Source organism: Streptomyces sp. NPDC086835 (assembly GCF_044745705.1).
Lineage (GTDB): Bacteria > Actinomycetota > Actinomycetes > Streptomycetales > Streptomycetaceae > Streptomyces.
In genome coordinates, this window is record NZ_JBIVAU010000006.1 from 80629 (window position 1) to 105617 (window position 24989).

At 70.3% G+C, this 24989-nt stretch carries 21 protein-coding genes and 1 pseudogene; 9 read left to right on the top strand and 13 right to left on the bottom strand.

The features are described 5' to 3' along the window. Window positions 1–3 precede the first annotated feature (3 nt). On the top strand, window positions 4–1128 hold the full coding sequence (locus ACIPJI_RS20430) for a pectinesterase family protein (RefSeq protein WP_356622573.1): 1125 nt from the start codon (window positions 4–6) through the stop codon (window positions 1126–1128). A 73-nt stretch (window positions 1129–1201) separates the two neighbouring features. Here ACIPJI_RS20430 and ACIPJI_RS20435 read toward each other — a convergent pair whose 3' ends face one another. From ACIPJI_RS20435 to ACIPJI_RS20455, 5 genes are all read right to left on the bottom strand, one after another. Beyond that, on the bottom strand, window positions 1202–2011 hold the full coding sequence (locus ACIPJI_RS20435; RefSeq protein ID WP_356622574.1) for a pectate lyase: 810 nt from the start codon (window positions 2009–2011) through the stop codon (window positions 1202–1204). Window positions 2012–2119: 108 nt separating this feature from the next. Next, the gene (locus tag ACIPJI_RS20440) at window positions 2120–2830 is read right to left on the bottom strand and encodes a hypothetical protein (RefSeq protein ID WP_356622575.1); all 711 of its coding nucleotides are present in this window, start codon (window positions 2828–2830) and stop codon (window positions 2120–2122) included. Then, the gene (locus ACIPJI_RS20445) at window positions 2830–3360 is read right to left on the bottom strand and encodes a SigE family RNA polymerase sigma factor (RefSeq protein ID WP_356622576.1); all 531 of its coding nucleotides are present in this window, start codon (window positions 3358–3360) and stop codon (window positions 2830–2832) included. Before ACIPJI_RS20445 ends, ACIPJI_RS20440 begins: the two co-directional genes overlap by 1 nt. 38 nt (window positions 3361–3398) lie before the next feature. Then, window positions 3399–4406, bottom strand: a complete 1008-nt coding sequence (locus ACIPJI_RS20450; RefSeq protein ID WP_402247817.1) for a LacI family DNA-binding transcriptional regulator — start codon at window positions 4404–4406, stop codon at window positions 3399–3401. Window positions 4407–4596: 190 nt separating this feature from the next. Next, window positions 4597–6336 (bottom strand): glycoside hydrolase family 6 protein, encoded by a 1740-nt coding sequence (locus ACIPJI_RS20455; RefSeq protein WP_402248231.1) that lies wholly within the window; start codon window positions 6334–6336, stop codon window positions 4597–4599. A 523-nt stretch (window positions 6337–6859) separates the two neighbouring features. Here ACIPJI_RS20455 and ACIPJI_RS20460 point away from each other — a divergent pair. After that, window positions 6860–9775, top strand: a complete 2916-nt coding sequence (locus ACIPJI_RS20460) for a glycoside hydrolase family 48 protein (protein ID WP_402247819.1) — start codon at window positions 6860–6862, stop codon at window positions 9773–9775. Between the two features lie 204 nt (window positions 9776–9979). On the opposite strand, the gene ACIPJI_RS20465 is transcribed toward ACIPJI_RS20460, so the two are convergent. Then, window positions 9980–10408 (bottom strand): subtilase-type protease inhibitor, encoded by a 429-nt coding sequence (locus ACIPJI_RS20465; RefSeq protein ID WP_356622579.1) that lies wholly within the window; start codon window positions 10406–10408, stop codon window positions 9980–9982. 593 nt (window positions 10409–11001) lie between these two features. Between ACIPJI_RS20465 and ACIPJI_RS20470 the strand changes: the two genes are divergently transcribed. Continuing rightward, the gene (locus ACIPJI_RS20470; RefSeq protein ID WP_402247821.1) at window positions 11002–11403 is read left to right on the top strand and encodes a tyrosinase cofactor; all 402 of its coding nucleotides are present in this window, start codon (window positions 11002–11004) and stop codon (window positions 11401–11403) included. A gap of 24 nt (window positions 11404–11427) precedes the next feature. After that, window positions 11428–12249, top strand: a complete 822-nt coding sequence (locus ACIPJI_RS20475) for a tyrosinase family protein (protein WP_356622581.1) — start codon at window positions 11428–11430, stop codon at window positions 12247–12249. An 88-nt stretch (window positions 12250–12337) separates the two neighbouring features. Here ACIPJI_RS20475 and ACIPJI_RS20480 read toward each other — a convergent pair whose 3' ends face one another. Next, on the bottom strand, window positions 12338–13426 hold the full coding sequence (locus ACIPJI_RS20480; protein WP_402247824.1) for a hypothetical protein: 1089 nt from the start codon (window positions 13424–13426) through the stop codon (window positions 12338–12340). A 318-nt stretch (window positions 13427–13744) separates the two neighbouring features. Here ACIPJI_RS20480 and ACIPJI_RS20485 point away from each other — a divergent pair, with 318 nt between their 5' ends. After that, on the top strand, window positions 13745–14347 hold the full coding sequence (locus tag ACIPJI_RS20485) for a DinB family protein (protein WP_307709674.1): 603 nt from the start codon (window positions 13745–13747) through the stop codon (window positions 14345–14347). A 102-nt stretch (window positions 14348–14449) separates the two neighbouring features. On the opposite strand, the gene ACIPJI_RS20490 is transcribed toward ACIPJI_RS20485, so the two are convergent. Then, window positions 14450–15052 carry a GNAT family N-acetyltransferase gene (locus ACIPJI_RS20490; RefSeq protein WP_402247826.1) on the bottom strand — a complete coding sequence of 201 codons (603 nt, stop codon included), beginning with the start codon at window positions 15050–15052 and terminating at the stop codon, window positions 14450–14452. A gap of 223 nt (window positions 15053–15275) precedes the next feature. Between ACIPJI_RS20490 and ACIPJI_RS20495 the strand changes: the two genes are divergently transcribed. From ACIPJI_RS20495 to ACIPJI_RS20505, 3 genes and pseudogenes are all read left to right on the top strand, one after another. Then, window positions 15276–16028: an SDR family oxidoreductase gene (locus ACIPJI_RS20495; protein WP_402247827.1), complete on the top strand. Its 753-nt coding sequence runs from the start codon at window positions 15276–15278 to the stop codon at window positions 16026–16028. A 152-nt stretch (window positions 16029–16180) separates the two neighbouring features. Beyond that, window positions 16181–16900, top strand: a complete 720-nt coding sequence (locus ACIPJI_RS20500; RefSeq protein ID WP_402247829.1) for a TetR/AcrR family transcriptional regulator — start codon at window positions 16181–16183, stop codon at window positions 16898–16900. Window positions 16901–17180: 280 nt separating this feature from the next. Further along, window positions 17181–17418 (top strand): annotated as a pseudogene (locus ACIPJI_RS20505) (glutathionylspermidine synthase family protein); the annotation flags it as partial. A 230-nt stretch (window positions 17419–17648) separates the two neighbouring features. Here ACIPJI_RS20505 and ACIPJI_RS20510 read toward each other — a convergent pair. The 4 genes from ACIPJI_RS20510 to ACIPJI_RS20525 form a co-directional block, all read right to left on the bottom strand. Next, window positions 17649–18548: an aminoglycoside phosphotransferase family protein gene (locus ACIPJI_RS20510; RefSeq protein ID WP_402247831.1), complete on the bottom strand. Its 900-nt coding sequence runs from the start codon at window positions 18546–18548 to the stop codon at window positions 17649–17651. Window positions 18549–18725: 177 nt separating this feature from the next. After that, on the bottom strand, window positions 18726–21164 hold the full coding sequence (gene fxsT, locus ACIPJI_RS20515) for an FxSxx-COOH system tetratricopeptide repeat protein (protein WP_402247833.1): 2439 nt from the start codon (window positions 21162–21164) through the stop codon (window positions 18726–18728). Window positions 21165–21264: 100 nt separating this feature from the next. Continuing rightward, window positions 21265–21849, bottom strand: a complete 585-nt coding sequence (locus ACIPJI_RS20520) for a Tn3 family transposase (protein WP_402247835.1) — start codon at window positions 21847–21849, stop codon at window positions 21265–21267. Between the two features lie 532 nt (window positions 21850–22381). After that, window positions 22382–23344: a LysR family transcriptional regulator gene (locus ACIPJI_RS20525; protein WP_402247836.1), complete on the bottom strand. Its 963-nt coding sequence runs from the start codon at window positions 23342–23344 to the stop codon at window positions 22382–22384. A 603-nt stretch (window positions 23345–23947) separates the two neighbouring features. Between ACIPJI_RS20525 and ACIPJI_RS20530 the strand changes: the two genes are divergently transcribed. After that, entirely contained in the window at window positions 23948–24472 is a 525-nt protein-coding gene (locus tag ACIPJI_RS20530; RefSeq protein WP_402247838.1) for a hypothetical protein, read from the top strand. Between the two features lie 130 nt (window positions 24473–24602). Here the strand turns inward: ACIPJI_RS20530 and ACIPJI_RS20535 are convergent, their stop codons facing one another. Further along, entirely contained in the window at window positions 24603–24887 is a 285-nt protein-coding gene (locus ACIPJI_RS20535; RefSeq protein ID WP_402247839.1) for a helix-turn-helix transcriptional regulator, read from the bottom strand. Window positions 24888–24989: the final 102 nt, after the last annotated feature.

Here is a 24989-nt window from a genome sequence, read left to right on the forward strand (position 1 = left end):
CACATGGCCACGCACTCCCCGGGCGCGGCGGTCGGCCGCCGCGCCCTGCTCGCCGCCGGCGCCGGAGCGGCCCTCTCTCTGGCGGTGCACAGCCCCGCCCGGGCCGTCACGGACGACCCTTTCGGACCGTTCGGTTCGCCCGCGGCCCGGCCCGGCAGCCGGACGCTGTACGTCCACCCGGGCGGGCTCGGCGACCACACCACCGTCCAGGGCGCGGTGTCCGCGGTGGGCGGCACGGGCTTCACGATCGTCGTCGCCCCGGGGGTCTACCGCGAGGTGGTGACGATCGGCGAGGCACTCGCGGGTCTCACGCTGATCGGCGCGAGCCCGGACCCCCGTGACACCGTCGTCGTGTACGACAACGCGGCCGGCACCGCGAAGCCGGACGGTTCGGGTACGTACGGCACCAGCGGTTCCGCCACCACCACGGTCCGCGCCACCGGGTTCACCGCCCGCCGGATCACCTTCGCCAACGACTGGCTGCGGGCGGACCATCCGGAGATCAGCGGCACCCAGGCCGTCGCGATCAAGGTGAGCGGCGACCGTTCGGCGTTCCACCAGTGCCGTTTCCTGGGCCACCAGGACACCCTGTACGCCGACTCGCCCTCCGTGTCCACCGTCGCCCGGCAGTTCTTCTCGCACTGCTACGTGGAGGGGGACGTCGACTTCGTCTTCGGACGCGGGCGTGCGGTGTTCGAGCACTGCCGCTTCCACACCCTCGCCAGGGACGTGGACTTCACGCCCAAGGGCATGGTGTTCGCCCCGTCCACCGCGCGGGACGAACCGTTCGGCTACCTCGCCGTGCGGTGCCGGATCAGCAGCGGCGCGGAGGACGGCGCGTACAAGCTCTCCCGCCCCTGGGTGCCGAGTTCGGACCCGACCGCGTGGCCGTCGCTGGTGGTCCGCGACAGCGTGATCGGTCCGGGGATCGACGCGGTGGAGCCGTACACGAACATGCGGGACGCCTACCCGTGGCAGGCGCAGCGGTACGCCGAGTACCGCAACACCGGCCCCGGGGCCCGGATCACCGTGCCGGAGAACCGGCCCCAACTGGACTCCCTCCAGGCGAGGTCGGCGACACGCGAGGTGTATCTGGGCGACTGGACACCGTGGCGGAGCGCCGGCTGAGACCGTTCGCCGCCGGTATGACGCAGGCCCCCGCCGGTCACGGCCGGCGGGGGCCCTTCACCGTGCTCCGGCGTCAGTCGTAGCTGATGTCCGAGGAGCTGTACCGGCAGTACGTGCCGTCGGGACCGCTGCCGGTCTCGACCGGTTCGTCGCCGGAGGCGTTGCCCGTGTAGCGGATGCAGGGCTTGATCTTGCGGCTGCTGTCGCCGTGGATGCGGACGTTGCGCAGGGCAGCCGTGTCACCGTAGTTGGTGTTGATGCCCACGAGGGACTTCCCTGGGGCGGTGACGTCCACGTCGTTGACGATGACCGACCGCTTGTACTGCGTGGAGCAGTTGCCGCAGGAGCGGACCAGCTTGCCGAAGTCGCTGACCTGGAACTTGGTGACGACCAGCTTGCCCGCGCCGTTGAACTGGAAGACCTTGTCCGACGCCTTCCGCGCACCGCCGCCGTACACGGTGTAGACGGAGCCCGCGGACTTGCCCTTGAAGCTGGCGGCGTCCTCGCCGACGTCCTCCCACCAGACGTTCTGCAGCGTGCAACTGCCCATGCAGTGCACGCCGTCGGCGGCGGGCGGGCCGAGGACGACGTTCTTCAGGACGGCGCCGTCCTTCAGCTTGAAGATGGGGTGCCGGCCCTCGCCCTGGCCGCCGTCGCCGAGGTCACCGCTGCCGTAGAACCGCTTCAGGCCGCCGTCGTACGTGCCTGAGACCTCGATGGTGGCGGTCACGGCCGAGCTGCCGTCGGGCTTGGGCCACGGGGTGGCCGCGCCCGCGGTGTTGAGCATGCTGGTGGTGACGATCCCGGTCACGGTCAGCCCGAGCGCCGCGCCCAGCGCGGCAACCGTCCTGCGACGCCCAAGGCTCCGCTTGTGTCGGCTCATGTGTTCTGGGCCCTTTCGGATGTGGGGGTGTGAAGACCTACGCCGGAAGGTCGCCACAGAAAAGGCCCAGGTTGCCGCCCCGCGCGATTTTCTTACGCCCCGTACCGCTCAGGACGGTGTGCGCGCGAAGTCGCCCTGGACCGAGGCGGGTTCACCCGACGCCTCCGACCGGACCGTGTACGTGTCCCCGGCCGCGTCACGGCCGCCCTCCGCATGGTCGTACTGGCCGGCGAAGACATGCTGCCCCGGCGGGACCGTGCGCCCCGGCCGCAGCGTCCAGCGGTAGACGAGGGCGCCGCTCTCCTTGCGTACGGAGAAGTCGAAGTCGCCGGCCGGACGGGTGCGCCAGCCGCCGGTGCTCGCCACGCCGCCGGTGTCGGTGATCCTCAGCTCCACCGTGAGCGAGGTCAGCACCTCGCGGTTCTTCACCGTGACGTTGCTCTGCGCCCAGTAGCTGTTGCTGTGCGGGTCCACGGAGCCGTCGGACCACAGATGGCCGTCCTCGGTCCGCGCCGGGGACGGCTGTTCGGTGGCGCCCGGCGCCGGTGAGGCGGGCGGCGAGGCCGCACCGGCCGCCGCGCCGTCGTCGTCGCGGCCCATGGTCGCCACGGTGTGACCGCCGAGCGCCAGCACCGCCACGACCGCCGCCGTCGCTCCGGCGATCGTCAGCCGGCTCGCCCGTCCCGGCCGGTACGCCGGCACCGCCCCGGCCGGCTGCCGGCCTTCCGCCATGCCGCGCTCGACGCGGGCCAGCATCCGCTCCCGGTCGGGGCGGTGCGACGCCGCCGCCTCCCGCAGCCGCCTGCGCACCTCGTCCATCAGTTCCGGCCTCCGACCAGCTCAGAGGCTGCCATGGGACCCAGCAGCCGTTGCAGTTCCGCCATGCCCTTGGAGGTCTGGCTCTTGACCGTGCCGACCGAGACGCCGAGCGCCAGGGCGGTATCGCGCTCCGACAGGTCGAAGGCGTGGCGCAGTACGACGCAGGCGCGTTTACGGAAAGGCAGCGCGCGCAGCGCCTCCCGCACGTCGACGACCACGGGGACGTCGGGTCCGTCGGTCTTCTCGGAGCGCTGCGACCAGAACAGCGCCACCCGGCGCCGTTCCCTGACGGCGCTCCGGATGCGGCTGCGGGCGAGGTTGGCGACCACGCCACGGGCGTAGGCGACGGGGTGGTCGGCGGCGCGCGCCCGGTCCCAGCGGTCCCACAGGGCGAGCATCGCGTCGGCGGCGAGGTCGTCGGCGGCGTCGGCCTCGCCCGTCAGCAGATGGGCGAGACGGGCGAGTTCGGCGTAGTGGCGCTCGAAGAACGCCTGGAACTCCGCGCGCGCGTCATCGGCGGCTGTGGCCACGGTGTCCTCTCCCTTAGGTCGCGGCGCGGTGCGGCACGTCAGCGGGGAGCGGGGCCGGAGCTGGCCCGCACGGTGAGTTCGGGCGCGAGGAGCACGGTCTCCGCCGTCTCCCCGCCGTCCAGCATGGCCACCACCTGCTCGACCGCGCGCCGGCCCATGTCCTGCGCGGGAACCGTGACGGCGGTGAGCGGCACCGGGGCCTGCGCCGCGACCTGGTCGGGGCAGATGCCGACGACGGACACGTCCTCCGGAACGGCCAGCCGCTGCTGGCGCAGCAGGGCAAGCAGGGGGTCGGTGGCGGCCTCGTTCTGCACGACGAAGGCCGTGGTGCCGGGGCGTTCCTCGAGGATCCGCCCGAGGGTGGCGGCGACCGCGGTCCACCCGCTCGCGCAGGGGCGGTGCAGGAGCCGCATGCCGTGGGTCCCGGCGGCGGAGCGCAGTCCGGCGAGGGTGCGCTCGGCGAAGCCGGTGTGGCGTTCGTAGACCCCTGGGGCCTCGCCGATGAACGCGATCTGCCGGTGGCCGAGCCCGGCCAGGTGTTCCACGCACAGTGCTCCGGCTGCCGTGAAGTCGAGGTCGACGCAGCTGAGGCCGCCGGTGTCGGCGGGCAGTCCGATCAGCACGGCGGGGCGGCGGGCGCTCCGCAGCAGCGGCAGCCGTTCGTCGTCGAGCTCCACGTCCATGACGATCATCGCGTCCGCCACCGCACTGCCCTCGATGCGCCGCACGGCCTCCGGCCCCTCCTCCCCGGTGAGCAGGAGGACGTCGTACCCGTGTGCGCGGGCCGTGGTGGTGACCGCCATGGCGATCTGGAGCATCACGGGCACATAGATGTCGGTGCGCAGCGGCACCATCAGCGCGATGATGCCGGACCGGTTGCTGGCGAGTGCGCGGGCGCCGGCGTGCGGTCGGTAGCCGAGTTCTTCGATGCTCCGCTCGACCCGCTCACGGGTGCTGCTGGAGATCGAGCGTTTGCCGCTGAGGACATAGCTGACCGTGCTGGCGGAGACGCCTGCGTGGCGGGCGACATCAGCAAGGGTGACCATTCGTGTACTCCACGGCGGAACGTTGTGACGCGCCTCGGCGTCCTGAGAGCCATGACCCTAAAGTTGCGGGTCATGGCCTGTCCAGGCCGGCCGAGGCGCGTCGGTGCGCCCGCGGGTCACCGCTCGCGCGGTGTGCCCGCTGCCGGGGCCTCTCGTCCGGATCCTGCGGTGCCCGATCCGGAGGAGGACCCTAGAGCGCCGGGTGGGCGTTCTTCATGAGCTCCTGGAACTGCGCGGAGAACCAGTGGCCGGAGACCGGGGCACCGCCCAGCGCGCCGGACATGTTGTTCCCGTTGCGTGCGTTGCCCGTGTAGGTCGGGTCGCACATCCGGTCGAAGCCCTTGCCCTCGTCGTTCGGGATCTCCGAGCTGGAGCCGTCGGACTCACCCGGGGGCTTGACCCACAGGTAGGCGTCGATGCCCGCCTCGGGAGCCGCCTTCGGCCGCTCGCCGAGCCCCGCGCCCGCCTGGTTGCACCAGTTGCCGAGGTGGATCCGGCGGTCGAGCTTGCCACCGTTGACATAGGTGTCGACGTTGGTCTGCGGCCCCGGTCCGGTGGGCCGGGCGGCCCCGCCCCAGCCGTTGCGGGAGGTGTCGATCAGCATGCCGATGTTGGAGGCGAAGCCGGCCTGGACGAGACGCTGGCGGAAGGCCTGGGCGTAGGACAGCTCATCGACGTAGCGGTTCCAGTCGACCCACTTCGACTGGCGCACCGAGGTGCCGTTCACCGCGTCGTTGATCGTGAAGTGCGGCTCCTTGAGGGGGCCGTAGTTGGCGGTGTTGGTGATGAAGCCGGTGACGTACTCCAGCTTGCTGCCCTCGGCCTTGGCGGCCTGGGCGAACAGTTCGGCGGAGGGGCCGAAGTTGTCGTCCCAGCCCAGCCAACCGTGGTGACCGGCGTCGATGTAGTTGTAGACGTTGGGGATCGGGCCGAGCTTGGACAGCGCGTAGCCGACACCCTTGACGTAGTTGCCGTTCGCCTTCATCACGTCGCACTGCGGGGTGGCGGTGGGCCGGCTGCCCGCGTTGGTGACGAGGTTGGGCAGCGAGTCGATCTCGATGACGGTGGTGATACGCAGGCTCGCGTACTTCGGGTCGGAGACGGCGGCCGCGATCGGGTCGATGAACTCGCTCTTGTAGCGCGGGAGTTCCTCGGGGCCGAGCTCGCCGTTGGAGGCGAGGGCGGCGCAGTCGCGGCCGGGGAGGTCGTAGACGACGAGGTTGATGGCCAGCGGGCTGCCGCCTGCCTGCTTGAGCGCCTCGTCGAGGTGGTCGCGCAGACCCATCCCGCCGTTGACGCCCTCGATCGCCGCGATGCGGTCGAGCCACACGGAGGTCGAGGTGTTGGCGATGCGGCTGCCGCCCGGTTCGGCAGCTGCCTTCGCCGACCATTCGGGGTTGACGTACATCTTGGCGCCGACGAACGGGTTGTCGACCTTGCCACCGGCCGGAGGGTCGGTGGGCGGGTCGGTCGGCGGGTCGGTGGGCGTGGTGCCGCCGTTGCAGGTCACGCCGTTGACCGCGAAGGACGTCGGCGCGGTGTTGGTGCCGCTGTAGGAGAACTGCGCGCCCGGTGAGACGGTCGCGCCGCCGGCGATGGACCGGTTCCAGTCGGCGCCCTTGACCGTGACGGTGCTGCCTGACTGCGACCAGGTGCCGTTCCAGCCGCTGCTGAGCTTCTGGTTGCCGGCGTAGGCGTACGTCAGCGTCCAGTTCTCGATCGCGGTGGTGCCGGTGTTCTTGATGTCGACCGTGGTCGTGAAGCCGGAGCCCCAGTCGCTGGTCCGGTAGTCCACGCTGCAGGCGATCGCCGCGGCGGCGGCCGGCGTCTGCATGAGGGTGACGGCGCCGGCGCCGGTGGCCAGGAGGCTGCAGGCGGCCAGCAGGGCGGTCCGCTTCCGTCGCAGCGGTGGTGCGGTGGCGCGGCTCATGGTGTCGCGGCTCATGAGGTGACGTGTCCTCTCGTCGGCGAATCGGGGGTGGGGGCATTGCGCTGGTCGAGCAGCCGTGTGCACACGGCCTGACAGTGGGAGCGCTCCCAGCCAAGTGGCCGAAATCGGGGAGCGGTTCTGTCCCGTTCCGGAGACTCTGTTCGGGGATACGCGAACCGTCGCAGCGCTGTACCGCCCGGTGCGGGCAGGACGCCGGGCGGGGCAACGGCAAGGTGCGGGGGGTGACGCATGAGCGACTCCTTGCAGCTCGGACGCGCCGAAAACGGCGTGTCCCGTGATGGAACCGCTCCCACTGGTTGCACCGGAGGCTAGCGCCGAACGGCGGGCCAGAGAAGGGGACTTGGCAAATTTCTTGACGGAGCGCACTTCCGTACCTCGGTTTCTGTGACAACTCTTGACAGCCCCGCGCCACGACCTCACCGTGGGAGCGCTCCCACTGGTTCAAGGCTTGTGCTCAGCATGCCCGTGCTCAACTCCCCGAGCCGCTAGGAGAGTCACCCCCATGTCTCCACCAGGAAGACGGCGCCCACTGAGGCGCGTACTGACGGCGCTGGCCGCCGTCCTCTCGCTCCCCCTGACCCTGACCGCGACCGGTACTTCGCCGGCCCACGCCGCCGCCGTCCAGTGCAGCGTCGACTACCGGACCAGCGACTGGGGCTCCGGCTTCACCACCGACCTCACCATCACCAACCGCGGTTCCGAGGTGATCGACGACTGGACCCTGACGTACTCCTATTCGGGGAACCAGAAGCTCAGCAACGGGTGGAACGGCACCTGGTCGCAGTCCGGCAGCAACATCACGGTCAAGGCGCCCGCCTGGAGCCGGTCGATCGCCGCCGGTGCCGCCGTCAGCACCGGCGCCCAGTTCTCCTACAGCGGCGCCAACGCCGCGCCCACCTCCTTCGCCGTCAACGGCACCACCTGCACCGGCGCCCACCAGCCGCCGATCGCCGTGCTCACCAGCCCGGCAGCCGGGGCGGTCTTCTCCGCCGGCGACTCGATCCCGCTGGCCGCGACGGCCGCCGCGGCCGACGGCGCGAGTGTCACCAAGGTCGAGTTCTACAGCGACGCGACCCTGCTGGGCACGGACACCAGCTCGCCGTACACCTTCAGCGCCGGCGGTCTCGCGGCCGGCGCCTACTCGCTCTACGCCAAGGCCTACGACAGCCAGGGCGCCTCGGCCGAGTCCACCCCGGTCGGCATCACCGTGGCCACCGGTCCCGCCCTGGTCGCCTCACCCACCCAACTGGGCGTCCAGCAGGGCGGATCAGGCACCTTCGACGTCAAGCTGTCCACCCGGCCGTCCTCGAACGTCACGGTCTCCGTGGCCCGCACGGCGGGCAACACGAAACTGAGCGTGAGCAGCGGCGGAAGCCTCACCTTCACCCCGTCGAACTGGAACACGGCGCAGAAGGTGACCATCGCCGCCGAGAGCGAGGGAACCGGCGCGGCCACCTTCAGAGTGACCGCCCCCGGTCACACCGCTGCCGAGGTGACGGTGACGCAACTGGGCGGTTCGAAGGAGTACGACGGTCGCTTCCTCGAGCTGTACGGGAAGATCACCGACCCGGCCAACGGCTACTTCTCACCCGAGGGAATCCCGTACCACTCCGTCGAGACGCTGATCGTCGAGGCCCCCGACCACGGGCACGAGACGACGTCGGAGGCGTACAGCTACCTGACCTGGCTGCAGGCCATGTACGGCCGGATCAGCGGTGACTGGACGAAGTTCAACGGCGCCTGGGAGATCATGGAGAAGTACATGATCCCCACGCACGCCGACCAGGCCACCGGCTCCTACTACGACCCGAACAAGCCGGCGACCTACGCGCCGGAGCACGACCAGCCCTCCCAGTACCCGGCCGAGCTCCAGCCGTCCGTGACCTCCGGCAGGGACCCGATCGCGGCCGAGTTGAAGGCCGCGTACGGCACGGACGACGTCTACGGCATGCACTGGCTCCAGGACGTCGACAACGTCTACGGGTACGGCAACGAGCCCGGCAAGTGCGAGGCCGGGCCGAGCGCGACGGGCCCCTCGTACATCAACACCTTCCAGCGCGGCCCGCAGGAATCGGTGTGGGAGACGGTGCCGCAGCCGACCTGTGACCGGTTCGCCTACGGCGGCCCCAACGGCTACCTGGACCTGTTCACCAAGGACGCGTCCTACGCCAAGCAGTGGAAGTACACCAACGCCCCGGACGCGGACGCCCGGGCCGTGCAGGCCGCCTACTGGGCCGACCTGTGGGCCAAGGAGCAGGGCAAGGGCTCCCAGGTCTCCGGGACGGTGGCCAAGGCCGCCAAGATGGGCGACTACCTGCGCTACGCCATGTTCGACAAGTACTTCAAGAAGGTCGGCAACTGCGTGGGTCCGACGACCTGCCCGGCCGGCACCGGCAAGGACAGCTCGCACTACCTGCTGTCCTGGTACTACGCCTGGGGCGGCGCGACCGACGCCTCGGCGGGCTGGGCCTGGCGGATCGGCTCCAGCCACGCGCACGGCGGTTACCAGAACCCGCTGGCGGCCTACGCGCTCAGCGCTTACGCCCCGCTGAAGCCCAAGTCGGCGACGGCGCAGGCCGACTGGGCGAAGAGCCTGGACCGGCAGATCGAGTTCTACCGCTGGCTGCAGGCCGATGAAGGAGCCATCGCGGGCGGTGCGACGAACAGCGTCGGCGGCCGGTACGAGGCGCCTGCGGCCGGCACTCCCACCTTCTACGGGATGGCGTACGACGAGAAGCCGGTCTACCACGACCCGCCGTCGAACCAGTGGTTCGGCTTCCAGGCGTGGTCCATGGAGCGGGTCGCCGAGTACTACCAGCAGACGGGTGACGCGCAGGCGAAGGAGGTGCTCGACAAGTGGGTCGACTGGGCGCTCTCCGAGACGACCGTCAACCCCGACGGCACGTTCCGGATCCCGTCCACGCTCCAGTGGTCCGGAAAGCCCGACACGTGGAACGCGGCGAACCCGGGCGCCAACGCCGGTCTGCACGTGACGGTGGCCGACTACACCCAGGACGTGGGTGTGGCCGGCGCGTACGCCAAGGTGCTGACGTACTACGCCGCACGCTCGGGTGACGCGGAGGCCAAGTCCGTGGCCAAGGCGCTGCTCGACGGGATGTGGGACCACCACCAGGACGCGCTCGGCATCGCGGTGCCCGAGACGCGTACCGACTACAGCCGGTTCGACGACCCGGTGTACGTGCCCAGCGGCTGGACGGGCACGATGCCGAACGGCGACACGATCAACTCGTCGTCGACGTTCGCGTCGCTTCGCTCCTTCTACCAGGACGACCCTGCCTGGTCGAAGATCGAGAGCTACCTGGCGGGCGGCGCCGCGCCGGAGTTCACGTACCACCGCTTCTGGGCGCAGGCGGACATAGCCCTCGCCATGGGCGCGTACGCGGAGCTGCTCGAGTGACGGGCCACCGGTGAGCGCCCGCCCGTCGAGCGGTCGTCGCTGAGCGCGTCACCACCGGGCAGACACTGAACCGACCAGTCGTTGCAGGCGGAGCCGGGCGGCATCCAGCGTGATGCCGCCCGGCTCCGTCGTGCGGGAGGGTGGTCCGGCCCCCCTCGGGTCGGACCACCCACCCGGCGTCCTCGGCGTTGCCGATGCCAGAGGTCAGAAGTTGAACAGATTCGTGACGCGGGAGTCCGCCACGCAATTGTTGGGGAAGGTCCGCTCGTACGAGACCCGACGGCCCTCCCACACGCCGTCAGCCGTGAGGGTGACGGGAGCGTAGATCTGCGGACAGACGCGATCCGAGTCGTCCTTCAGGGTGAGCGCGGGCTGACCATGAGCGCGTTCCAGGTCCGCGCATGCGGCCTCGGCGTCGGGGTGGGAGCCGCCGGCAGTCGGGTTGCAGGTGAGGGTGACCGCCCGTTCGACGGTCGCTGTCGCCGCGCTCTCGCCCTGACCGACGGTGAGCACCATCGCGGAGGGCGGGTACAGGCTGTGGGGCGTGCCGGCTGCGGCAGAGCCGGCTGTCAGAGCGAGGAGGCCGGTGACCACACCGGCGACGCAGGTGATCTTGGTTGCGGAGCGACGCATCAGATTCTCCTTTTTCTCGACTACGGAACTTTCAGCGTTGCTCAGGAGCCACGGGAACATCGCATCGATGCCCCTGACTTCGGACATCGGGAATCGGAGAACCTGGCCTGAAAGGGCGAGCCGGGCGCCACGGAGTTTGTGACGGTGCGCGTTTAGCGGCAGTTCGTCTGCGTGAGTCGTCACCGAGCCGGGCGGCCTTACGGCCGTTAATGAGCCGTGGCTTGTCGACCGAGATGGCACCTTTCCAGCCGATGCCGGAGAAAGCTTGGTTGAAGCGGCACAGAAATCCGCTGGTGGTGTCTTTCCGTCAAGCTGTCACGCCACGGGGAGAGTCGGGCACCCTCGGGCCGGCGAAAGATCTCCCACAGCAACCGGTGAACGGCCCACGGATCTTCTGCCGGGACGTCCTACCGTCCGGGCAGACAGGACGATCTGCTTCACCCGCAGTTGATTCTTCATGCAAGTGTTGGCCGGATATCCGCCGATCCGTGGCCCGTCGCAAATCCTTCGGCAACGTTGGTGGGATCCGGGGCAGTCGGATCTGACCCGTCAACTCCGCGGGAACACCGACCGTATTGTGAGAGAGGGAACGCATGCGTACTCGTCGTCGATTTCTTCGAGGTGGAACTGCGGCGCTCGCGGCGCTGGCCGTCGCCGGAACAACCGCTTCTGTGTACGGCGAAGAATCCCATCGGGCGAACCGAGCAGGACAGGACAGCCCCACCCGGACCCCCACGGCCGGCAAGCCGTTCGACGAAACGTACAAGGGCAGGCACATCCAAGGCCGGCCGACCGATCACGGGCATCACGGGAACGAGAGCGGCTACCGAGTCCTGATAGACGGAACCGATCTCCACGTCATGCAGAACGGAGACGGGACGTGGGTCAGTCTCATCGACCACTACGAGGTTTTCGCGACTCCGCACGCCCTGGCACGGTCAGCGGTCGACAATCTGGCCGGCGCCGACCTCGTCCCCAGCACGGCACACCCGTGATCGTCCCGGAAAGGAGCGCCTGACATGGCCGTGCGAAAGAACCAGTCCACACTCACCTCCACCGAGAAGCGCGAATTCGTCGACGCGGTCCTCGAACTCAAACGCGGCGGGCGCTACGACGACTTCGTGCGCACCCACAACGAATTCATCATGAGCGATACGGACCAGGGCGAACGAGTGGGGCACCGCTCCCCGTCGTTTCTGCCCTGGCACCGGAAGTTCCTGCTCGAATTCGAGCGGGAGCTTCAACGGATCATCCCCTCCGTGACACTGCCCTACTGGGACTGGAGCACGGACGATACGCCCGGCTCTTCCCTGTGGGCCACGGACTTCCTGGGCGGTGACGGACGCAGCCGCGACGGCCAGGTGACGACCGGACCGTTCGCGAGCCTGGCCGGAAACTGGACCATCGACACCCGAGTGGACACCCGCCCCTTCCTGCGGCGCGCATTGGGCGGCGGAGGAAGGGCATTGCCCCGGCGCGACGACATCGAGGCGGTTCTGGCCGTTGAAACGTACGACACACCGCCTTGGAACAGCACCTCACGGGGTTTTCGCAACCTCCTCGAGGGCTGGCGCGGCGTCAATCTGCACAACCGGGTGCATGTCTGGGTGGGCGGCCACATGGCGACGGGCGCGTCCCCGAACGATCCGGTGTTCTGGCTGCATCACGCCTTCATAGACAAACTGTGGGCGGACTGGCAGAAACGGCATCCCGCATCGCGATATCTGCCCGACACCCCGACCGAGAACGTGGTGGATCTGAACTCCACCATGCGCCCCTGGAATGACGTCACGCCACGCGACATGTTGGACCACACACGGTTCTACACATTCGACGCATAGAGGGGTGTCAAGACGGTGTCCTGTGTGGTGCGGCGGATGAGCGCTTGTGGAAGCCCCGCTTCCCGGGTCCTCGACACCCTTGTGTGTATCAGGGGAAGAGGAAGTTGGCGATGGTCGCGTCGATGACCTGTGAGACCGGGACGATCGAGGAGTCGTTGACGAAGGCCCGGTTCTGGAAGACAGCGACAAAGCGTCGGCCGGCCGACGCCTCCTTGATGATCGCCGCTTCCGAGGCCACCTTGGTTCCGCTGTTCACCGGCCCCAGACCGATCTTCGACTGGAAGGTGACGAACTGCACCGAGGTGTCGCGGTTGAGGAACAGGTGCAGCCGGGGCACGTCCACCGCGTTGAACAGAAGCTTGAGCATGGCCTCGTCGGAGGCCGCGTCGACAAGCGGGGTGTTCCCCGGGTCGGGGGCCCGGCCCGGGTCGACACCCGGAGCCCCTGCCGCGCCGGGACCGGCGGCCAGGAAGGTGAACAGCCGGGCCATCTGAAAGGCGGACGTCGCCTGGGCCACCGGTGTGTCGTTGACGCACGGGATGCGCTGGGGCGGGAAGCCGTGGCCGAAGTCGCCGCACAGCCACATCCCGTCCGCGGTCTGCGGGGTGTCGACGGCGCCGTCGTCGAAGAACTCAGCCGTGGCGGCGGCCTTCGTGAGGTAGCCGAAGCCCAGCCCGTGGACCACCGTGCCTGCCGCGCTGTTGCTGCCGTCGACGATCGCGTCGAACAGCTTCCCGAAGAAGTCGGGCGTGAAGTTGACTGTGGCATCGGGCTGTACCTGGAACACCTTGTCCCATCGGGGAAGCAGGAAACCCTCGAGGTTCTTGCCCGCGAGCTGTGCGACACGGTTGTCGTTGATCTCTCTGTCGAAGGTGTCGCGCAGGAGTGCGAGGGTGTCGGCGGGCGCCGGATGAGCAGTCGAGATGAGCTCGTTGGCGGCCCGTCGGAGTTCGAACGCGGCCCACATCGCGGTGGCCTTCAGCAGGCTCGCCGAGTAGTGCACCTCCTCGACGAGCTGGCCGGCGAAATCGTGCGGCTCGACATCCTCCAGGGACACCAGGACGATCGGCGTCTTCTCCAGCCCGTGGCCGAAGGTGGCGATCGCGGCGTCGAAGGCCTGCTGGAGATCGGGATCCGGGTCGATCAGTTCGGGTTTGGCATCGGGAAAGAGTCCCATGCACGGCTCCCGGGATTCGGCCGGGCTGCCGCCCGGCTGCCGGATGGCGGCGACGGCACAGCGGGCCGCCAGAAGCTCATGTCTCGATGCTGGCATGCCCGGGGACGCACCGCACTCGGTGCCCCGTCGCCCGCGCAGGAGGTGGAAGGCGGCGCGGCCTGGGGCGTAGGCACGGGAGCCTTTCCCCTTTCGGGGCCGCTCGATCACTCGGGAACGCTCCGCCCGGGCCGGGTAGGCGTACCCGGCCCGCCGGTCTGTTCGCCGGGAGCGGCAGACAAACGCGGTGAACAAAGATCACGCCAGCGGCAGACTGATGCCATGAACGCATCGGATCCCAAGGCTGACCTTCACTTCTACCTCCAGTCCGCCCGTGACGCCCTGCTGTGGAAGCTCGAAGGGCTCTCCGAGTACGACGTCCGCCGCCCGCTGACGCCGACCGGCACCAACCTCCTGGGCATGGTCAAGCACGCGGCCGGCGTGGAGCTGGGCTACCTCGGTGACACCTTCGGACGACCGTCCGGCGAGCCGTTGCCCTGGCTGGAGGACGGTGCCGAGGCCAACGCGGACATGTGGGCCACCGCCGACGAGTCACGCGAGTACATCGTGGAGCTCTACCACCGGGCATGGGCGCATGCGGACGCGACGATCGACGCGCTGGCACTGGACACGATCGGCAAGGTGCCGTGGTGGCCCAGAAAGAGCGAGGTGACGTTGCATCATGCCGTCGTGCGCGTGATCGCTGATACGCACCGGCACGCCGGGCACGCCGACATCCTCCGGGAACTCATGGACGGTGCCGTCGGGATGAACGAGAGCAACCGCAGCATGGCGCCCGGGGATCCGGCGTGGTGGGAGAGCCACCGAAGCCGGCTGGAGCGCGCAGCCGAGGAGGCCGACCGCCGAGCGCGAGAGTCCCGGTGAAGGCGGAGGCGCTTCACGCTCGACCGTCGCGCCCGACGCGGCAAGGTCACGACCGTGCTCGGCACGTCGCACGCCGTCCCGCCGGGGCAGTTGCCCCGGCCGTCAGTGGGAGTCGGCCGGCAGGCGCCACATCCCCCACAGCACCGGCCCGCCCCCCGGCAGGCGCAGTTCCTCACGCACGGTGAAACCGAAGTGCTCGTAGAAGGGGAGGTTGGACGGTTTGGAGGACTCCAGATAAGCGGGCAGACCCGCCGCGTCGGCCTTGGCCAGCCCAGAGCGCAGCAGGGCGGCCCCGTGGCCCTGGCCCTGGGCGGCCGGGTCGGCGCCGATCATCGCCAGGTACCAGTGCGGTTCCTGGGGTGTGTGCTTCGCGGCCGTCTCGACGGCGTCCCTGAACAGCGGAGCCCTGTCGCCGAGAATGTTCAGGAGTTCCTGGATGGTTTCCGCGTCGGGAACGGCCTTGGCCTGCGCCTCCGGCGGTACCCAGAACGCGGCCGCCGCCTCGGTGTGCTCGCACACGCCGTGTCGCCCGTACTGCCGGGTGAAGATCGTGGCGAAGTAGCGGCCCAGCACCGCCTCGCGCGCATCGTCGTCGGGGAAGAACCAGCGCATCATCGGGTCGTCGTCGAAGGCGCGGGCCAGGGTACGGCTGATCTGCGGAGCGTCGTCGATCGTTGCCGTTTTCGGCATGTTCGTTATCGCCATACGGGCCATTCTGCACCCGGTGATCTTGAGTGGCGGGGCGGGGTCCCTCGTGCGGAGAGGGCGACCGGGGGCAAGGAGACGCTCCGGTACGGAAGTTCGGGGAGGCGGGGGAGAGCTGCGAGCAGAGCATCACCGCTCGGGCCTCATCACCGTAGCGTCGCTACATGTTTGGTGTTAACGTTGATTCCAGCGAACCTATCGATCTCCCGACAGGAGCGACCCGATGACTGAGCAGAGCCGGACACCTACCCCCCGCCGCGTCGCGATCGTCACCGGCGGTTCCCGGGGCATCGGCCGCGAGAGCGCAGAGCGGCTGGCCTCGGACGGCTTCGCCGTCGTGATCAACTACGCGGGCAACCAGGCCGAGGCCGAGGCGGCGGTCACCGCCGTCACCGCGGCGGGCGGGCAAGCCGTCGCCTTCCGCGCCGACGTGGCCGACGAGCAGGCGGTCGCCGCCCTCTTCGACCTCGCCGAGGACACCTACGGCGGCGTGGACGTGGTCGTCCACGCGGCCGGCGTCATGACGCTCGCGCCGCTCGTCGACCTCGACCTGGACGCGCTGGACCGCATGCACCGCACCAACATCCGCGGCACGTTCGTCGTCGACCAGCAGGCGGCCCGCCGACTGCGCTCCGGCGGCGCCATCATCAACTTCTCCACGTCCATCCTCGGCCTCGCCCTCCCCGGCTACAGCGCGTACGCCGCCACCAAGGGCGCCGTCGAGGCCGTCACGCTGATCCTCGCCCGCGAGCTGCGGGGCCGGGACATCACCGTCAACGCGGTCGCCCCAGGGCCGACCGCCACCGCGCTGTTCCTGGACGGCAAGGACGCCGAGACCATCGAGCGGATGTCGAAGATGAACCCGCTGGAGCGCCTCGGCACCCCCGCCGACATCGCCGAGGTCGTCTCCTTCCTCGCCGGCCCCGCCCGCTGGATCAACGGCCAGGTGCTGCGCGCCAACGGCGGCGCGATCTGAGCCCCGCGGCGCCGGACAGCCACTCATCGGAGCCTTCCTCACGCCAGGGGTCATGTCATGAGCGAGCACGTCCTCGTCAGCCCTCCTCGATGGAGGTGACCTCCCGTGCACGGGCGGGTAGCACCGCTACGCGGCTTGGTAGCGTCGCGGCCATGAGCACCCGTGACCGCATCCTCGAAGTCGCTGCCGACCTGGTCGCGGCCTCCCCCGACGGCGACATCTCCACCCGGGCCGTGTGCGACGCGGCCCATGTCGGGGCCCCGGCGCTCTACCGGCACTTCGGGGACAAGGAAGGTCTGCTCTCGGCAGTCGTCGACCACGGTTTCGACACGTACCTGGCGACCAAGCGTGAGCGCAGCCCCGGAGCGGATCCCGTCCAGGACCTGCGGGACGGCTGGGACACCCATGTGGCCTTCGCCCTGGCCAACCCCAACCTCTACCGGCTGATGAACTCCCCCGCCATGCGCACACCGCCCGCCGCCGCCCTGGAGTCGCACCGGATCCTCACCCGGGACCTGGAACGTGCGGCGGCACTCGGCAAACTGCGGCTCGCGCCGCGCGTGGCCGCGCAGATGGTCATGGCGGCGAACGTGGGAGTGGCGCTGATGCTGGTGTCCCGCCCCACGACCTTCGAGGACACGGCCCTGTCCACCCGGGTCCGCGACGCCGTCCACGCCGCGATTCTCACCCCGGACGCCTACGCCGAGGCCACGTCGGCCGCCGGACCGGCGGACGGGCGGAGCGGGGCCGACATCCCCTCGACCGCGGCGAAACTCGACGCCCTGCTCGCCCACGCGCCGTCCCCGGCACTGACCGGCGCGGAGAGCGGTCTGCTGAGCGAGTGGCTGGGACGACTGTCCGACACCTCTTGAGCACGGCGGAGCTTCTCCGCCCGGCTCGGCACGCGGTCGAACGGCGCGGGAGGGGCGCGGCGGGGGCGCTACCCGGCATGGAGACGGACCTTGGTCGCTGTACACAGTGCACGCACGCCTCGGGCATGCCCCACAAGGAGCCCTCCAGCGGCCCCGACGGACCCGCCACGCAGGTCGCACGCCGCGCGCGGCCGCGGGTACAGGTTTGCGCTGGTGCTGCCGGACGTCCCGCGGCATGCGCGCCCGGAGACTGCCGGGGCTGGCCGACGGCCCGGGCTGGGCGGCCAAGCCGCTCCTGGGGCGGGAGAGGGCCGGGATCACCCTGCACGCCGCGGGCGACACGCCCGTGGTGCGCGAAGAGCCCTGCTGCTACCAGGAGTCGGCACCCCTGCCCGACTTCGACGGCAACCGCGGTGCCGGGGGCCTGGGTCGTCGAGAACGAGGCCGCCGGACTCGGTATCCGGGAGTCCGCAGGGCCGGTCACGGACGGTTACGTCCGCTTCCTGCCTCACGTGATCCACCCGGGCCACCCGCAGCCTCACCGCCACCCTCGAACGGCTCCGCGTCGACCGACAGCTCGAAGAGGCCCTCACCCACGGCGCCGACCCCCTCCACCTCGCCCTCGTCCTCGGCATCGACGAGAAGACCGCCATCCGCTACGCGGACTCCGCCCGCAAGCTCCTCGGATCCGAACCCGAGATGGGCCCAGGGCGTTCTCCATGAACCGACACATCCTGGAATCGGTTGATCAGCCGATCAGCGCCTCGGTGATCTGGCGGGTGGTCTGCGCGGCGACCCGGGCATCGACGGCGGCGTAGGAGGTGTAGGCGTTCAGGCCGGTGGCCAGGGCCCAGCCGCGGCCCCGGGTCCAGGTGGCGTCGTCGACGCCGAGCGTGGCGCGGAAGACAGCCCGGCTCCCGGCAGACATCAGGGTGAAGGCGATGGTCAGGTCGCAGGCCGGGTCGCCGATGCCGAGCCCGCCGAAGTCGATGACCGCGCTGAGGCGGCCTGCGACGGTCAGCAGGTTGCCGGTGTGAAAGTCGCCGTGGAACCAGACCGGCGGGCCGTCCCATCCGGGAGCGCTCAGCGCCGCATCCCACAGCTCGGTCATGGCCGCGGTGTCGAACGCACCGTCGACCTCCGCGATAGCGGCTCGCGTCGCGCGGTCCCGGTCGGTCAGCGGCCGACCGGTGAGGTCCTCGCGAGCGCCCTCGACCGGAAAGCCCTCGGGAACGAATGCCTGAAGGGCGGTGAGGAACTCAGCCAGTTGGACGGCAGCCCGGGACGAGTCGGCCAGTGCCTCGGCGGTCGCCACATCGCCGTCCAGCCAGCGGGACACCGCCCACGGCCACGGATAGCCGAAGTCGGGCTCACCCACCCCCGCCGGTACGGGGATGGCCAACGGCAGGTGCGGGGCGAGCCTGGGGAGCCACTCAGACTCCTTCATGGCCTGTCTGATGGCACCCGCATGGCGGGGCAGCCGGACAGACAGGTCCTCACCCAGCCGGTAGATCACATGGTCCGAACCGGCCGGGTCGAGCAGCTTGAGAGGCAGCTCGGCCCACTGCGGGAACTGCGTATCGACCAGACGTCTGGCCAGTGCGGCATCGATCGCGGGGCGGGGGTCCGCGGCTCTCCCGGCTGCCAAGAGCAACTCCTGCGGTGGGCCCGCTCCATGCGGCGGGCAGTCGGAGCCATCACAGCGCCTCGTGCACTCGTCTGTCGATCGATTTTCTCGACTGGCCATCCTCTGCTCCGCGCACTCCACACGCACGCCTGTCGAAGCCGACCCAGCGTGGCGGCGGCTCGGGGATACAGGGCCTCCTCAACCGCCACCGGCTGCGGCGTTCCTGCGCCGCAGCCAGTGCCACCACCGGCTCTGTGGCCGTTGGGTGGACATGGCTAGCGCTGTCTCCAGCGCGTTGCGGGTGCTCAAGGTATGCGTGTGCTCGTCGCCCAGGATGCGGACGCGGTCATCGAGGGTTCGGCGCAGCAGGTCTATCGCTTCGGCCTGCTCACCTGCACTGGTCAAAGCGAGAGCGAGGTTGTGGCGACTGGCAAGGGTATCCGGGTGCTCGGGGCTCAGGATGCGGGTGCGGTCCTCCAGGGTCTGCCGGTGCATGCGCACTGCTTGTGCGTGCTCGCCCATCCCATCCAGCGCGAGACCGAGGCTGTCCCGGCTGGCCAGCGTGTGCGGATGCTCGTCGCCCAGAATGCGGGCGTGGTCGTTGAGCGCCTGCCGCAGCAGCTGTATCGCTTCCGTCTGCTCACCCGCCCTGGTCAGGGCGCTGGCGAGGTTGTGGCGGCTGAGCAGGGTGAGGTGGTGCTCGGGGCCCAGGACACGGATGCGGTCGTCAAGGGTGCTCCGGTGCATGCGCACTGCTTGTGCGTGCTCGCCCATCCCGTCCAGCGCGAGACCGAGGCTGTCCCGGCTGGCCAGGGTATGCGGATGCTCGGGGCCCAGGACACGGGTACGGTCGTTGAGGGTCTGCCGCAGCAGACCCACCGCCTCGGCATGCTCACCCGTCCCGTCCAAAGCGCATGCGAGGTCATTGCGGCTGGTCAAGGTATCGGGGTGCACGGGGCCCAGGATGCGGGTGCGGTCCTCCAGGGTCTGCCGGAGCAGGCGTATTGCCTCGGCCGGCTCTCCCATTCCGAACAAGGCATTGCCCAGGTTGTTGCGGCTGGTCAAGGTATCGGGGTGCTCGGGGCCCAGCATGCGGGTCTCGACGTCGAGGACCCGTTCATCCAGCAGGCGCGCCGCACCGAAAGCGCCAGCCTTCTGCAGCACCTGCGCCAGGGCGTTGAGAGTGGTGCGGTGGTGTGTGGCGGTGCGCGGGTCCGCGTAGTCGAGCAGCAGAGGCAGGTGGGGGGCGAGGAGCACGGCTGCAGGCCAACCGGCGCGCCCGCGCTGGTTGGCCTCGTGCACGGCCGTGGTCAGCCGCTCGGCAAGGGCCCGGTGCCACACGGCGAGATCGGAGGTCTCGGCCGTGAGGGCGACAGCGTTGATCTCTCGGATCAGGGGATGCAGCACCACCTGCGCCCCCTCACTGCTGCCCGACGCCGGGCCGGTGCTGCCGGGAGAGTGGGGCAGGCCGAGGAGACCGTAGCGGTGCAGGCCGGCGAACGCGGCCTCCAGGGCCACCGCGGTGACGTCGTGTCCGGTGACGACGGATAGCAGGTCCGGGGTGATCAGGGACAGTGGGACGGGGGCTTGAGCCAGCAGGGCCAGCAGTCGCAACAAGGGGCGGGCCAAAGCGTTGCCCTCCCCGGCGAGCTGGTCCAAGGACACCTCCCAGGTGTGCCGCACCACGGCGCGGGCGACCTGCGGATGGGAGGCATTCGGGTGCGCCGCTCCCAACAAGAACCGCAGTTCCTGTTCCAGGGCCTGGCGGTAGGCGGCAAAGGTGCGGTAGCGGCTGGTGGGTCCGGCCAGATAGGTGCCAGCCGCGTGCAAAGCCAGTGGCAGCCCGCCCAGTCGCGCCGCCAGCTCCCGGGCCTGCTCGGCGGTGCCGGCCACGGGAGCAGCGTCCAGCAGGACCTGCCCCGCAGGTCGCACCGGCAGCGGCTCCAGTGGCAGCAGCTGTGCGCACGGACCCCAGGTCTGCTCGCTGCCATCCCGGCTGGTCACCACCAGCAGGCCCCGGCCGTGAGGACGGATCCAGCCGCGATAGTCGGCCACCGGCTCCCCTGCCGGGCCGATCTCGTGCGGCTCGTCGGCGTTGTCCACCACCAGCAGCCACCGCCGCACCCGGCCCAACTGTCGCCAGACCACATCCGGCAGGCTCGCCTGCCCCGCTCGTGCGGCCTCCAGCTCTGCCTCTGGCAGCCCGCAGGCCAGCGCCGCCTGCACCATCTGCTGCGCCAGCTCGGCACCGTCGCGCCAGCGCACCCAAAACACTCGCCAGCCCGCCGCCTCGGCCTGGGTGGCCAGTTGCGCGGCCACCGTTGTCTTGCCCATCCCGCCGACCGCGCACAGCACCGCGAACCGGCCCTGTGGCCGCCGAAGCATGCCTGCCAGCACGGCGAGTTCTCCCTCACGCCCCCGCACGCGCTGAACATGCGGGGGGCGTAACGAAGCCTGCAGGCCTCGGGCCAGTCGGCTCACCGGTGCCAGCCGCGCCGGGGGCCTTGCTGCGGCATCCAGATGCCGGCCCCACAGCAACAGCCCGATGCCGACCGCCACCAGCACGGCGAACACCGGCCAGATCACCCACGCCTGCGCCGCCCAGCCAGGCACCGCGGCACTGGCGTAGTTGGTCACCGGCCCCAGCACAGCCGCCACCAATGCGGCCCCTCCCGCTACCGCCGACCCGGCCCACGCACCCCGTCTACGCCCCATGGTCTGCCACCCCCGTCCACCGTCACCAAGATGCTCCCGCCTGGATCACGTCCATGGAAGGTTGCGGGTGGTCACGACGCGGGCGGCGGTGTTGCTCCGGTTCAGCGGCCGGATGCCGAGCCTGCTGCTTGAACGCCTCATCCGCCGCGCGGCGCGGCCCGGGCACCAGGGCAGGCAGCAGGTCGAGCCGCTTGTCCATGTCGAGGCGGAAGGTGCCGTACGGGTTGATGTTCGACCAGAACAGCGCAGTCAGTCCTCGCCGGTCCTCGTCGGACAGCTTCTTCGCCCAGGCCGGTTCGGCGAGGACCTGCTGCAACAGCAGGGTGTTGACGTGCACCAGGGCGGACTGGAGGAGGTGCAGCGCGAGCATCGAAGTCTCGGCGGGTTCCTTGTCCGGGCCGGTCAGGGCGCCGTCCTTGCCGTGGTGCAGGACGGTGTTCGCGCTGTTCCAGCTCTCCACGACCTGGAGCCCGCCATGGATCTCGCGGCGCAGGCCGGGGCTGGCGAGGTAGTCGCACGCGAAGGTCGTGCGTACGGCGCGGCCGAGTTCTTCGAGCGCGGAGTAGGTGGGGTGCTTGGGGCCGCCGCGGGTGAAGCGCCGCAGCACCTGCTCGGCCTCTCAGGGCCGCCAGGCCGGTGGGCTCGTCCAGCTTCTCCAGCTTCGGCACGGTGATCCACGGCTCACCCTTGCGGGTGGTGACCTTCACCCCGCCCGCCGAGCCGTCTGCCAGAGCGGCGGACAGCCGGTCCAGGCCGTCGGTCATCCGCTGCTTCCGGCCGGTGATGAACTCGGCGGGGTCCTGGGGCTGGCGGATCGCGGCGGGCTGTGGGAATTCCTCGATGAACTCCGGGAACTGGGCCTCGATCTCGAAGAACTTGAGCATCAGGCCGAAGCCGAGCCTGGTCGGGCCGGACTTGTCGGCCACCAGGTCCCAGTCGCCATCCACCAGCGTCCAGCACGCCACCACGTCTTCCGGCGACCACTCTTGTCGCACACCCGCCCCTTGCCGTCGAGCCCGTCGGTTCATCCGATCAGCCCAACGAGGCGCCAAAGCCACAGGAGACGGCAGGCCCAAGCTCCTCGGAACCTACCGGCGGGTTACTTGCTCCCTGGTGTCCGAGCTGGGACTACAGGGCCGTCATGTGGTGTGCGTCCCGCCGCCCCGGTGCGCCGTCCCGGCCCCGGCGGGCCCGTGGCGCTGACCGGGGAGCGCGTCCTGGCCGCTCCTGGCGGCGACCATGTCCGCGAAGGCTCGGGCCAGCGGCGACAGGGCGTCCCACTTCCGGACCGCCCAGCCCGCCGAGAGGGCGGGGAGGTCGGGGATCGGGACGAAGCGCAGCGACGGATGGGCGGAGCCGCTCCAGCCGGGCAGGGCGGGGACGACGGCGTGGCCGAGGCCGAGTTCGGCGAGGAGGATGGCGGTGTCCCAGTCGGCGACGCCGGTGTCCGAGGTGACGTGGATGCCCCATTCGGCGAAGGCGGCGTCGAGCCGGGCGCGCGATGTGGAGTTCTCGGGCAGCCGGATGTGGCGGATGCCGGCGAGATCCTGCGGTTCGATTCGGCTCCGGGTGGCGAGCGGGTCGTCCGCGTGGACGGCCAGGACCCAGGGCAGGTCGATCACCCGGCGCTGCTCGACGCCGCGCACGGGCGCGCCGATGGTGATCCATGCGAGGTCCAGGTCGTGGGCCGCGAGGGCGTCGAAGCAGCTGCGGCTGGAGTTCTCCGTCTGGAACTCCAGGCTGACGCGGGGGTGTCGGCGCCGGAATTCGACGACCGCCGCCGACATGAAGTGGCGCACGGTGGTGGCGCCGGTGGTGATGCGCACCGAGCCGCCGTCGCCGCGTACGAGGTCGGCGAGGCGTCGCAGGGCGACGTCGAGGCCGGCGATGCCGTCGGCGGCGGCCGCCTGGAGGAGCCGGCCCGCCTGTGTGGGTACGACGCCGCGCGGATGCCGTTCCACCAGGTCGGCCCCGATCTCCCGCTCGAGCCGTTTCACATGCTGGCTGACGGCGGACTGGGTGCAGGACAGTTCGCGGGCGACGGCGCTGAGGCTGCCGGCGCGGCACACGGCGACGAAGACGCGCAGATCATCGAGAGTCATCAGAGAGCCAAGATATATCTTGGGCTTTTGCAAGGAAACCCTAGGATTGACTTGGGAGTTGAGTTTCGCGAGGATCTTCGTGGATCCAGGGCGGCAACCTGGACCGCGTGACGACGCGCTCCAGGTGCCGACCCGTCCGCGTGCGCCAGGCACCTCCGGGCCCCGGGGCAGAACGGCCGGCCTGCCTCACTCCCTCGCGTCCGCGTATCAGCAGGTCCAGTAGTCACGCTGCGGGAGTCGGGCCCATATGTCGGGCGGGCCGACCACGGCGCGTGCTCCGGGGAGCCGAACACCGCTGCCCGGTGCAAGGCCCGTCCTCCGCCCCATCGTTCCGGGTCCGCCCCCTGGTCGAGCCGCCGCCGGATGTCGTCATGGTCCTGCCAGCTCTTCCAGTCCATGCCTGCCCAGCCGTCGTGACGACCTGTCACCATGCCCCCTGCCTCGCCGGTGCGGACGGCTCCTCACCGTCCCGTACCCACACCTTCGCAGAGGGGTCCGACAACGGATCGCCGACGGGACGTCTGGCCGGGCCGCTGTCCGTCGTGGTCCGGCGGGGTGGGAGACTGAGCGGCCGTGAACGGTACGGAAGGAGCGGACGAGACCGTGCGACTGCGACGGGGGCGCACAGGCCTGACGGGCCTGGCCCTGATGACGGTGCTGACGATGACGGCGACGACCGGCTGCGCCGCTCTGCTCCTGGAGGACAAAGGCCCGCTCCCACCGCGCTATTCGGGTCCGCCGCTGCCCGCGGACACGGTGGTCTCGGACCTGACCTCGGCTCTCAAGGCCGAGGGCATCACGCTGGAGCGGACCCCGCAGGAGCTGATCCCGACCGAGTGCCACGAACGCTTGACGGGCGAGCACGAGTCGGCGACGGCGGACACCGCTCTGAAGGCCGGGTTCGCGCGGGCGCGGTCGGACCACGGCTGGCAGGACGGACATGACATGGGTGAGGGATGGCTCAGCCTGCGCAAGGGCAACTGGACGGCTGCGACGGTCCTTCCCAATGCCTCGGGCGCGGATACGTCCCCCACGTCGATGATCCTTGTCACGGTGATGTGCGACGGCGGCCGCTCGAAGTCGTCACCTCGAACGGACTCCGCGCGGCCGTCCCCCGCCTCTTCCTAGACATATGGCGAGCGCCTGCATCGGGCCGCACACCATCGGACGTCCGCACCGAGGTCGCCGGGCGACGATCTCGTGGTCCGGCGGAGGCGGTGAGGAGGGCCGACCGGCCGTCGGCCCACCCGGTTCGAGGTCAAGGGCCGAGGACGTCCCGCAATGGGGCGCGTCCCGTGATGCCGAGCTTCGGGAAGATCTTGTGCAGGTGGAAGCCGATGGTGCGCGGGGACAGAGAGAGCCGGGCCCCTATGTCCCGGTTCGTCAGTCCTTCCGCGGCCAGTTGGGCGATCTGCAGCTCCTGTGGCGTCAGGCCGGCCACGGCCTCCGGAGCGGCGGAGGCCGCCACGGTCACTCCGGCCGCGCGGAGTTCGGCAGTGGCGCGCTCGATCCACGGGCGGGCGCGCGTACGGGATGTCCCCACGGGAATGGCAGTTGAGCGCGCGTCACGCGTGAACCGATGCGGTTCTCGCCCGGCGGCACCGTACCGACCGGCCGGCGGCCTCGTGCGGGTGTGCCGACACCA